Source organism: Geodermatophilus nigrescens (assembly GCF_900129495.1).
Classification (GTDB): Bacteria; Actinomycetota; Actinomycetes; order Mycobacteriales; family Geodermatophilaceae; genus Geodermatophilus; species Geodermatophilus nigrescens.
This window is the reverse complement of sequence record NZ_FQVX01000003.1, coordinates 698,867-709,466: the sequence shown is the minus strand read 5'-3', so window position 1 is coordinate 709,466 and position 10,600 is coordinate 698,867. Positions and strand designations below refer to the sequence as shown.

8 protein-coding genes are annotated in these 10,600 nt (G+C 75.6%); 1 reads left to right on the top strand and 7 read right to left on the bottom strand.

Annotation, left to right across the window (positions count from 1 at the left end; genetic code table 11):
• Positions 1–35: 35 nt before the first annotated feature.
• The 3 genes from BUE37_RS17070 to rfbB all read right to left on the bottom strand — a co-directional run bounded on the left by BUE37_RS17070 (position 36) and on the right by rfbB (position 5,071).
• Positions 36–2,972, bottom strand: a complete 2,937-nt coding sequence (locus tag BUE37_RS17070) for an N-acetylmuramoyl-L-alanine amidase (protein ID WP_245794686.1) — start codon at positions 2,970–2,972, stop codon at positions 36–38.
• Between the two features lie 210 nt (positions 2,973–3,182).
• A complete protein-coding gene (gene rfbD, locus BUE37_RS17065) occupies positions 3,183–4,076 on the bottom strand; it encodes a dTDP-4-dehydrorhamnose reductase (RefSeq protein ID WP_073421971.1) in 894 nt (297 codons plus the stop codon).
• Positions 4,073–5,071: a dTDP-glucose 4,6-dehydratase gene (gene rfbB, locus BUE37_RS17060; RefSeq protein WP_073421537.1), complete on the bottom strand. Its 999-nt coding sequence runs from the start codon at positions 5,069–5,071 to the stop codon at positions 4,073–4,075. The genes rfbD and rfbB overlap by 4 nt, the downstream gene beginning before the upstream one ends.
• A gap of 184 nt (positions 5,072–5,255) precedes the next feature.
• On the opposite strand from rfbB, the gene BUE37_RS17055 reads away from it, so the two are divergent.
• Positions 5,256–6,836 (top strand): LCP family protein, encoded by a 1,581-nt coding sequence (locus BUE37_RS17055; protein ID WP_073421536.1) that lies wholly within the window; start codon positions 5,256–5,258, stop codon positions 6,834–6,836.
• A gap of 61 nt (positions 6,837–6,897) precedes the next feature.
• On the opposite strand, the gene dprE2 is transcribed toward BUE37_RS17055, so the two are convergent.
• From dprE2 to BUE37_RS17035, 4 genes are read right to left on the bottom strand one after another with little or no spacing between them, the layout of a single operon-like run.
• Positions 6,898–7,653: a decaprenylphospho-beta-D-erythro-pentofuranosid-2-ulose 2-reductase gene (dprE2, locus tag BUE37_RS17050; RefSeq protein WP_073421535.1), complete on the bottom strand. Its 756-nt coding sequence runs from the start codon at positions 7,651–7,653 to the stop codon at positions 6,898–6,900.
• Positions 7,650–9,014, bottom strand: coding sequence for a decaprenylphosphoryl-beta-D-ribose oxidase (gene dprE1 / locus BUE37_RS17045; RefSeq protein WP_073421534.1), 1,365 nt, complete (start codon positions 9,012–9,014; stop codon positions 7,650–7,652). Before dprE1 ends, dprE2 begins: the two co-directional genes overlap by 4 nt.
• Positions 9,011–10,006: a decaprenyl-phosphate phosphoribosyltransferase gene (locus tag BUE37_RS17040; RefSeq protein ID WP_083628804.1), complete on the bottom strand. Its 996-nt coding sequence runs from the start codon at positions 10,004–10,006 to the stop codon at positions 9,011–9,013. The genes dprE1 and BUE37_RS17040 overlap by 4 nt, the downstream gene beginning before the upstream one ends.
• Positions 10,003–10,545: a phosphatase PAP2 family protein gene (locus BUE37_RS17035; protein ID WP_073421533.1), complete on the bottom strand. Its 543-nt coding sequence runs from the start codon at positions 10,543–10,545 to the stop codon at positions 10,003–10,005. The genes BUE37_RS17040 and BUE37_RS17035 overlap by 4 nt, the downstream gene beginning before the upstream one ends.
• Positions 10,546–10,600 lie beyond the last annotated feature (55 nt).

Here is a 10,600-nt window from a genome sequence, read left to right as displayed (position 1 = left end):
GGCGGTCGTCGGCGGTTCGGGGGACGGCGAGCGGGTCAGCGGACGGTCACGGTCGCCGCGCCGGAGGCGGAGACGGTGACGGTCCCGTGCTCGAACGTGGTGCGGGTGCCGCCGCCGGGCTGGGCGACGGTGTCCGAGGTGGGCCAGCCGAGGCGGCCCTGCTCCCAGCCGGTGCGGGCCCAGGCGTCGAGGACCGCGCCGCGCAGCACGCGGGTGCCGCCGACGGCGCTGCTGTAGACGGCGCCGCCCTGGAAGTAGGCGTAGCTGCCCTTGCGGTCCGGCGTCGTGGTGACGTCGGTGGTCGGGTAGCGCAGCGTGCCCTGCTCCCAGCCCTGTGCCGCCCAGGCGGTGTAGATGTCGCCGCGCAGCAGGTGGGCGCCGGTGGGACGGGTCCAGTAGACCGAGCCGCCCTGGAAGTGGGCGTAGAGGCCCTGGCCGTCCGGGGTCGCCGCCGTCGAGACGGTCGGGTAGCCGAGGACGCCGTTCTCCCAGCCGCTGCGGGCCCACAGGTCGTAGACCGCGCCGCGCAGGACGCGCGCGCCGGTGGCGGCCGTGGCGTACACCGAGCCGTTCTGGAAGTGCTGGTAGGTGCCGCGCCCGTCGGGCGTGGTGGCGACGTCGGTGGTCGGGTAGCCGAGGACCGCGGGGCCGCCGGCGGCGTCGACCGCGGCGCCGAACGCGGCGGACACCGCGTGCGCCCCGGTGGCCGAGGTCGCGTAGACGACGCCGCCCTCGAAGCGCTGCACCGTCGCGCCGGCCTGCTGCGCGGCGGCGGTGCCCGCCGGCGGGGCGGTCGGGTAGCCCAGCGGGCCGTTCTCCCAGCCGGTGCGTCCCCAGGCCGCGGCGACGGCGGTGCTGAGCACCGAGGTGCCGTGCTCGGTGGTCGCGTAGACCGAGCCGCGCTGGAAGTGGGCGTAGACGGCGCCGCCGTCGGGGGTGCCGGCGGTGTCGGAGACCGGCATGCCGAGCGCGCTGGTCTCCCAGCCGCTGGCCGCCCACGCGGCGTAGACCCCGCCGGTCAGCCAGCGCGCGCCGCCGGCCTGCGACCAGTACACCGAGCCGTTCTGGAAGTGCACGTACTGCGCGGCGCCGTTGGGCGTCGTCGTCCAGTCCGAGGTGGGGTAGCCCATCGCCCCGGCCTCCCAGCCGGCGGCCGCCCAGCGGTCGCGGATCGGCCCGCCGATGCTGTGGGCCCCGGTCCGCTGCGACCAGTACACCGAGCCGTTCTGGAAGTGCGCGAAGCGGCCGGCGCCGTCGGGGGTGGCCGTCACGTCGGTGGTCGGCATGCCGAGCGGGCTGTTCTCGAACCCGGTGCGCGCCCAGCCCTCGAAGACCTGGCCGGACAGCACGCGGGCGCCGGTGGCCTGCGACCAGTAGATCGAGCCGTTCTGGAAGTGCACGAACTGCGCGCGGCCGTTGGGCGTCGTCGTCCAGTCCGAGGCCGGGTAACCGAGGCTGCCGTTCTCCCAGCCGAGCGAGCCCCAGCGGTCGCGGATCGCGCCGCCGATGGTGTGCGCGCCGGTGGCCTGCGACCAGTAGATCGAACCGTTCTGGAAGTGCTGGTAGAGGCCGCGGCCGTCGGGCGTGGCGGTCGTGTCGGTGGTCGGGTAGCCGAGGCTGCCGTTCTCCCAGCCGAGGGAGGCCCACTTGTCGCGGATCGGTCCGCGCAGGATGCGGGCGCCGGTGGCGCCGCTGGCATAGATCGAGCCGTTGGCGTAGTGGGCGAAGGCGCCCTGGCCGTTCGGGGTGCGGGTCGGGGCGGTGGTCTGCGCGCCGAGCAGCTGGCGGGCCGCGGCGTCGCTGCTGTACCGCTGGGAGACCAGCGGCAGCGCGGAGCCGACCTGCGCGGCCACCTTGCTGCGGATCTCGGGCAGCTTGGCGTAGCCGTAGCGCCCCGGGCAGGCGGTGCTGCCGGTGTCCCGGTGCCCGAAGATCGTCGGCAGCGTGACCCGGGTGCCGGCGGGGTACCGCGACGTGCTGCCGCCCGAGGTCAGCTGGACGGTGCCGCTCGGGTTGACATTGTAGAGCGAGAACTTCCAGGCGATGATCGCCGCCACCGCGTCGACCATCGGCTGGGTCGTGTCGACGACGTCGTAGTTGCCGATCATCGAGACGCCGAAGGTGCCGGTGTTGAAGCCGCCCGCGTGCGCGCCGACCACGGTGCTGGCCAGTCCGCCGTAGCGGCCCTCCCAGAGCCGGCCGAACCTGTCGACGATCACGTTGTAGCCGATGTCGCCCCAGCGCAGGCTCTGCGTGTGGTAGGCGTACATCGTCCGGATGATCCCGGGCACCGCTTCCGCGGCGTAGCCGTTCGCGCCCGCGGTGTGGTGGAGCGTGGCGGCCTTGATGGTGGGCGCGTACTCCGGGTCCCAGGTGCGGATGGTCTCGTCGGCGCCCCACTGCGCGCGGCTGTAGACGTCGGGCATCGCGAGCGCGGCGTCCGCCGTGTCCTGGATGTCCGGCGTGCCCGGGAGGGCGTCGGCCGGGCTCTCCGGCGTGCCGATCAGGTCGAGCTGGACGTCGGTCGGCGCGGCTCCGGAGACGGTGACGACCTCGACCTCGACGCCGGTGCTCGGGCCGGTCCACAGCGGGGCGGTGCCGGCCCGCTGCGCGGTGTCGGCGGTCGCGTCCGTGCCCACCGCGGCGTCCTCGACGCCGAGCTCGGTCCACTCACCCCAGGCGCCGGCGGCGTCCTGGACGCGCACCTGGGCGCGCACGTCGCGGACCGCCGGGTCGGCGGCCCAGGTGACGCCCACGAGGGAGAACTCGTCGACGCCGGTGCGGGTGACCGTCAGCGCCGGCGCGGTGTCGGGCACCCCGGCCACCGGCTCGGTCGTGCCCTCCTGCACCTCGGCCGCGGCCGCGGGCTCCTCGACCGAGCCGAGGGGCACCTCCTCGGCCGAGGTCTCGACCGGCACCGCCTCGGGTCCCGGGTCGGCGTAGACGGGCAGCACCAGGAGGGTGCCGGTCATGGCGACGAAGGCGGCGGTTCCCGCGAGTAGGCGGCGCACGAGGGAGGACCTCCGGTGGGTCGTGGCGGCCGCGCCCCCAGGAGGGCGCATCTGTCCGCCACGAGCATCGGCACGGCACCGTCCGTCCTTGAGGCGACGCGCCCGAACCGGTGACGGGACGGGACCGTCCCGTCACCGGGGGTCACAGCGGACCCACCCCTCCCCCGGGGGTCAGACCCCCGCCGGCACGGCCAGCGCCCGGTGCAGCGCCTCCCGCCACGGCAGCGGCTCCGGTAGCCCGGCGGCCAGCCAGGGGCCGCCGTCGAGCACCGACCACGCCGGCCGGGGCGCCGGGCGCGGGAAGGCCGCGGTCGTCGTCGGCGCGACGAGGGCCGGGTCGGCGCCGAGCTCCTCGTAGACGGCGCGGGCGAGGCCGAACCAGCTGACCGCGCCCGCGTCGGTGCGGTGCAGCACCGGCGGCGCCGGCTCGTCCCGCTCCCCCAGCGCGACCAGCCCCGCCGCGAGGCCTGCCGCCCACGTGGGCGAGCCGACCTGGTCGTCGACGACCGACACCTCCGCCCCGGCCTCGGCGCGGCCGGCCATGGTCCGCACGAAGCTCGCGGAGTGCCGGCTGTAGACCCAGGCGGTGCGCACCACGGTGGCCTCGCCGCCGGCCGCGGCGACCGCCCGCTCCCCCGCCGCCTTCGTCCGCCCGTACGCCGAGCGCGGGGCCAGGGGCGCATCGACCGGGTAGGGCTCGGTGGCCGACCCGTCGAAGACGTAGTCGGTGGACAGGTGCACCAGCCGCCCCGCGCCGGCCAGCTCCTCCGCCAGCCAGCCCGGCGCGTGCCCGTTGACGACGAGCGCGGTGTCCTCGTCGGTCTCGGCGGCGTCGACGGCGGTGTAGGCGGCGGCGTTGAGCAGCACCGGCCGGCGGCCGGCCGCGCGGGCGCCCGCCAGCCAGCCCCGCACGGTGGCGCGCACGCCGTCCTCGTCGGTGAGGTCGAGCCGGTCGCGGCCGAGGGCGGTGAGCTCGTCGCCGGGCCGGGCGCCCAGGAGGGCGGTCAGCTCCCGGCCGAGCTGCCCGTGCGCGCCGGTGACGAGCCAGGCGGTCGGCGCGCTCACGCCCCGGCCCGCCAGGCCGCCGCCTTGAGCGGCTCCCACCAGGCGCGGTTGTCGCGGTACCACTGCACGGTCAGGGCGAGCCCCTCCTCGAAGGACATCCGCGGCGCGTAGCCGAGCTCCGCCGTCTTCGAGTAGTCGACCGAGTAGCGCAGGTCGTGGCCGCCGCCGCGCGGGTCGACGATGTGCTCGACGGAGCTCCAGTCGCGCCCCGTGGCCTCGAGCAGCTTCTCGGTGAGCTCGCGGTTGGACAGCTCCCGCCCGCCGCCGATGTTGTAGTACTCGCCGGGCCGGCCCTTCTCGAGGACCAACTGGATGCCGCGGCAGTGGTCGTCGACGAACAGCCAGTCGCGCACGTTCGCGCCCTCGCCGTAGAGCGGCACCCGCTGCCCGTCGAGCAGGTTGGTGACGAACAGCGGGATGACCTTCTCGGGGAAGTGGTAGGGCCCGTAGTTGTTGCTGCAGCGGGTCACCGAGACGTCGAGGCCGTAGGTCCGCGCGTAGGCGCGGGCGATGAGGTCCCCGCCGGCCTTGGCCGCCGAGTACGGCGAGTTCGGCTCGAGGAGCGACTCCTCGGTCCAGGACCCCTCGTCGATCGAGCCGTAGACCTCGTCGGTCGAGACGTGCACGACCCGGCGGACGCCGTGGCGCAGCGAGGCCGCGAACACCTCCTGGGCGCCGAGCACGTTGGTGAGCACGAAGTCGGCCGCCCCGCCGCTGATGGACCGGTCGACGTGCGACTCGGCGGCGAAGTTCACGACGACGTCGTGCCCGGGCAGGGCGGCGTCGAGGTCGGCGGCACGGCAGATGTCGCCCTGGACGAACCGGTAGCGCGGCGAGTCGGCCACCGGCGCCAGGTTCGCGGGGTTGCCCGCGTAGGTCAGCTTGTCGAAGACGGTGACCTCGGCGTCCTCGTACCCGGCGTAGCCGCCGGTGAGCATGGTCCGGACGTAGTGGGAGCCGATGAACCCGGCTCCACCGGTGACGAGCACGCGCATGGGCGACATCCTCCTGTCGGGCGACACCGGGGGCATCATCCCGGCGTGTGACGTCCGTGGCGGATGGGGTCGTGCGCGACCAGACGGGCGGCCGGTGCCAGACGGGCGCGGGCGACGGCGAGACGGAGCGTTCCCCCGTGTCGCTCGCCGCCCGGCCGCACCGGCCGCACCTAACCTCGGTCGCGTGAGCCGAGACCGCAACGAGCAGGACGCGTCCCCGGGCCGGCCGCTCCCGGCGCGCCTCGACCCGCGCGCCGGCCGCCCGTCCCGTCCCCGCACCCGGGACGCCGCGGACGCCGCGCCCCGCGCCGCCCGGGACGAGCGCGGCCCCGACGCCCCGCGCGCCCCGAGCCGCCGCAACGGCCGCGCCGCGGCCGTCGCCCGCGGGGTGGCCGCCGTCCTGTCCGTCGTCCTGCTCGGCGCGAGCGGCTGGGGCTGGTACCTCGGCCGCGTCGCCGAGGCGACGGTGAACCGCACCGACGCCATCCCGTCGGCCGGCAACACCGAGGCCGGGGACGCCCCCGAGGCGATGAACCTGCTGCTGGTCGGCAACGACAGCCGCGCCGCCCTGACGCCCGAGCAGCTCGCCGAGCTCACCGCCGGCGCCGACTCCGGCATCAACACCGACACGATGATCCTGGTGCACATCCCGGCCGACGGGTCGCGCGCCTCGTTCGTCTCCTTCCCGCGCGACTCCTACGTGGAGATCCCGGGCTACGGCATGGACAAGCTCAACGCCGCCTACGCCTACGGCTACAGCGAGGTCGACGACGCCGCGCCCGAGGCCGACCGCCAGGCCGGCGGCGCCCAGCTGCTCGTGCAGACCATCAGCCAGCTGACCGGCCTGCAGATCGACCACTACGCCGAGGTCGACCTGCTCGGCTTCTTCAACCTGACCAGCGTGGTCGGCGGCGTGACCGTCAACCTCTGCGAGGCCGTCGACGACTCCGAGTACTCCGGCGCGGTGTTCCCCGCGGGCGAGCAGGTCATCGCCGGCGCGGACGCCCTCGAGTTCGTCCGCCAGCGGCACGGCCTGCCCCGCGGCGACCTCGACCGCATCGTCCGCCAGCAGGTCTTCATCGGCGGCGTGCTGCGCAAGATGCTGTCCGACGACGTTCTGCTCGACCTCGGCAAGCAGCGCCAGCTGGTCGAGGCCGCGTCGCAGTCGCTGACCATCGACCGCGACCTGGTGCTGCTCGACCTGGCCCAGCAGATGCAGTCGGTGACCGCCGACAGCATCGACTTCCAGACCGTGCCGATCGTCGGCGACGACCGCGACGAGCAGGGCCGCTCCATCCTGCAGCTGCCCGACGAGGACGAGCTGCACGCGTTCTTCGCCGACCTGTCCGCCGAGCCCGAGGCACCCGCGGCCGAGGCCCCCGCGGCGCCGGTCACTGTCGCGCCGGCGCAGGTGACGGTGCAGGTCTACAACGGCTCCGGCACCCCCGGCCTGGCCGCCGAGGCCGCCTCCGCGCTGGAGACCGCCGGCTTCGTCGTCAGCTCGACCGGCAACGCCGACTCCAGCGACTACGACACGACGGTCATCCGCCACGCCGCGGGCGACGAGGCGCTGGCCACCACCCTGGCCGCGCAGATCCCCGGCGCCACCACCGAGGTCGCCGACGACGCGTCCACCGGCACGGTGCAGCTGGTCCTGGGCACCGACTTCAACGGGATCGGGCAGGCGACGACGCCGCCGGCGCCGTCGACCGCGACGCCCACCGAGGTGCCCCGCACCGCCGCCGACACCACCTGCATCAACTAGGTCCCCGACGGCCGAGGGCCCCTCTCCCGCGCGGGAGAGGGGCCCTCGGTCGTCCCGCGCCTCAGATGGACAGGCGGCGGAAGAGCGGGCGCGGCAGGTGGCGCAGGCCGCTCATGACCACGCGGAAGGCGCCGGGCACCCAGACGGTGTGCCGCCCGGAGCGCACGCCGTCGACGATCGCCTCGGCCACGGCCTCGGGCGTGGTGGCCAGCGGCGCCTCGGGCAGGCCCTCGGTCATCCTCGAGCGGACGAAGCCGGGCCGGACGACGAGCACCGAGACCCCGCTGCCGTGCAGGGCGTCGCCGAGGCCGGAGAAGAAGGCGTCCATGCCGGCCTTCGTCGAGCCGTAGACGTAGTTGGAGCGCCGGGCCCGCTCCCCCGCGACGGAGGACAGCGCGACGATCACGCCGTGCCCCTGCCGGCGCATGTGCGCGGCCAGCGCGGTGCCGACGGCGACCGGCGCCTCGTAGTTGACCCGGGCCAGGCGGGCCGCGGCCACCGGGTCGTCGGCCAGCGCCTCCTGGTCGCCGAGCTGGCCGACCGCGACGACGGCGACGTCGACGTCCCCGCCCGCGGCCGCGGCGGCCACCAGGCCCGCGGGGTCGTCGAGGTGCTCGGCCTCGAAGGTCAGCACCTCGACGGTGGCGCCGAGGCCGGTGAGCTCCTCGGCGACGGCGGCGCGCCGGGGGCTGTCCCGAGCGGCGAGGACCACCCGCAGCGGCCGCTCCTGCAGGTAGCGGCGGGCGGTGGCCACGGCGATGTCGGACGTGCCGCCCACCAGCAGGAGGGAGCCGACGGAACCGAGCGCGTCGATCACAGGGACAGCCTCCTGGCCAGGTCGGACGTGAAGACCCCGTCGGGGTCGACCCGCGCGCGGACGGCGCGGAAGCGGTCGAGGTCGGGGTACATGCCGGCGAAGACCTCCGGCCGGACGCGGGCGTCCTTGGCCAGGTAGATCCGCCCGCCGGCGGCGACCACGAGCTCGTCGAGGTCGTCGAGCAGCCGGGCGAGGCCGGGGACGACCGGGATGTCCAGCGCCAGCGTCCAGCCGGGCGCCGGGAAGGACAGGAAGCCGGGGTCGCCCTCGCCGAAGCGCTTGAGGACGGCGAGGAACGACGCCGTGCCCGAGCCGGAGATCCGCTCGAGCGCGGCGCGCAGGGCGTCCTCCTGCCCGAAGGGCACGAGGAACTGGTACTGCACGAACCCGCCGGGGCCGTAGACGCGGTTCCACTCCCCCACGCCGTCGAGCGGGTGGAAGAAGGTGGGGATGGTCTGCAGCTGGTCCCGCTTGCGCTGCGGCGCCTTGCGGTACCAGAGCTCGTTGAACGCCGAGACCGTCAGCCGGTTGAGCAGGCCGCCCGGGATCACCGGCGGCACCGAGAGCAGCACGTCGCCGCGGTAGCGCAGCGGGTCGCGCTGCGCACGGGCCGGCAGCTCGTCGCGGCGGGCGAACCGGCCACGGGTGAGCACCGAGCGGCCCATCCGCCGGCCGCGGGCCACGCAGTCGATCCAGGCCACCGAGTAGTCGTAGTGGTGGTCGGTGGTGGTGAGCAGGTCGAGCAGGGAGTCGAGGTCGGGCGTGCGGTCGGTGTCGACCACGCAGCGGGCGGTCTCGATCGGCTTCATCCGCACCCGGGCCCGGACGATGACGCCGGTCAGGCCCATGCCGCCGACCGTGGCCCAGAACAGGTCCGGGTCGGTGTCCGGGCCGATCCGCCGCTCCTGCCCGTCGGCGGTGACCAGGTCCAGCCAGGCGACGTGCGCGCCGAAGCTGCCGACGCGGTGGTGGTTCTTGCCGTGGATGTCGGCGGCGATCGCCCCGCCGACGGTCACGTAGCGGGTGCCGGCGGTGACCGGGACGAACCAGCCCAGCGGCACGAACAGCTGCATGAGCCGGTCGAGGGAGGCGCCGGCCTCGACGTCGAGCTCGCCGGTGACCAGGTCGGCGGCGAGCACGCGGTCGAGGCCGGTGAGGTCGAGGACGGCGCCGCCGGCGTTCTGCGCGGCGTCGCCGTAGCTGCGGGCCAGGCCGCGGGCGAGCACGCCGCGCGGGCCGGAGCCACCGACCACCGCGGCGACGTCGTCGACCGAGCGGACCGGGGTGACGCTGGCCCGGGTGGGGGCCGTGCGCCCCCAGCCGGTCAGCTGCTCCTCGCGCGCGGGCAGCGTGGCGGTCACAGGAACACCCCCAGGCCGAGGGTGGCCACCCACACGGTGCCGATGAGCAGCAGGACCTTGTCGTTCAGGACGACCTCCTCCGGCGCGCCGGCGGCGCCGCGGTCGAGGTCCACCGCGTGCCGCAGCAGACCGAGGACGAAGGGCGCGATCGAGATGGTCGACCAGGGGATGCCGTCCTGGGTGCGGCCGATCTCGAAGGCCCACAGGCTGTAGACGGTGACCGTGACGCCGGCCGACATGCTCCACACGAAGCGCAGGTAGCTGGCCGAGTACTCGCGCAACGACTTGCGGGTGGCGGCCTCCTCGCCGAGGACGACCAGCTCGGAGTACCGCTTGCCGGCGACCATGAACAGCGACCCGAACGCGGCCACGAGCAGGAACCACTGCGAGATGGCGATGCCCGCGGCGACACCGCCGGCGACCGTGCGCAGCAGGAAGCCCGAGGCCACGATCGCCAGGTCGATGACCGGCTGGTGCTTGAGCCACAGGCAGTAGCCGAGCTGGATGACGACGTAGACGCCGAGCACCCAGCCCAGGGCCGGGCGCGCGAACAGCGAGCCGAGCACCAGCGCGCCGGCGAACAGCACGATCGCCAGCCCGAGCGCCAGGCCCCGCGGGACGATGCCGGCGGCGATCGGCCGGAAGCGCTTCTTCGGGTGCCGGCGGTCCTCCTCGACGTCGACGACGTCGTTGACCAGGTAGATGCCGGCCGACACCGCGCAGAACAGGACGAGCGCGAGCAGCGTGGCCCGGGCGACGTCCTGCTCGAACAGCCGCCCGGCCGCGGCCGGCGCGGCGAGGACCAGCACGTTCTTGACCCACTGCCGCGGGCGGACCGCCCGGACCAGGCCGACCGCCAGCGACCCACGGGCGCCGGGCGGGCGGGGCGGGAGCTCGCCGGGCGGCGGGAGGGCGGCGTCGGCGGTGGCGCCGCGGGGCGCCGGCACCTCGGCCTCGCGCTCGGCCCGCCGGGCCTCGGGTCCGCTGGTCATCGGTCCTCCCCTGGGATCGCGGCGCGACGGACGCCGGAGGCCACCGCCGTACCCAGAACGGCGCCGGCGACGACGTCGGTGGGCCAGTGCACACCGAGCAGCACGCGGGACACCGCCATCGCGCCGAGGGCGGCGGTCATCACCGGCCGCCCGACGAGCGGGCCGAAGCCGGCGGCCGCCGCGGCGGTCGAGGCGGCGTGCGCGCTCGGGAACGACAGCGTGCTGGGGGTGCGCACCAGCGAGGGCACCGCCTCGAGCACCGGGCGGGACCGGCGGGCGGCCCGCTTGACGCCGACGGCGGCGCCGTGGGCGAGCAGCACGCCGAGCGTCGCCGTCGCCCAGTCGCGGCGGTCGCGGCCGCGCAGCCAGCCGGCGGCGCCGAGCAGCAGCCAGCCGGCGGCGTGCTCGCCGAACAGCGACAGCCCCCGGGCCAGCGGCACCGCCGGTGTGTGGCCGAGCACCCGCCGGGTGGCGCCGAGGACGGCCACCTCACCCCGGGCGAGCGCCGCCCGGGTCGTCCCCACCTGTCCCGCACCCATGTGTCCCGAGCGTAGGCGTTCACGCTGAGCCCCCGACCGGTCACGCGGGGCGCTC

What these genes read in the sequence shown, in the direction of transcription:
- BUE37_RS17070 (WP_245794686.1), bottom strand. Translation starts at nt 2,972, where the DNA reads ATGACCGGCACCCTCCTGGTGCTGCCCGTCTACGCCGACCCGGGACCC.
- rfbB (WP_073421537.1), bottom strand. Translation starts at nt 5,071, where the DNA reads ATGCGCGTGCTCGTCACCGGTGGAGCCGGGTTCATCGGCTCCCACTAC.
- BUE37_RS17040 (WP_083628804.1), bottom strand. Translation starts at nt 10,006, where the DNA reads ATGACCAGCGGACCCGAGGCCCGGCGGGCCGAGCGCGAGGCCGAGGTG.
- BUE37_RS17035 (WP_073421533.1), bottom strand. Translation starts at nt 10,545, where the DNA reads ATGGGTGCGGGACAGGTGGGGACGACCCGGGCGGCGCTCGCCCGGGGT.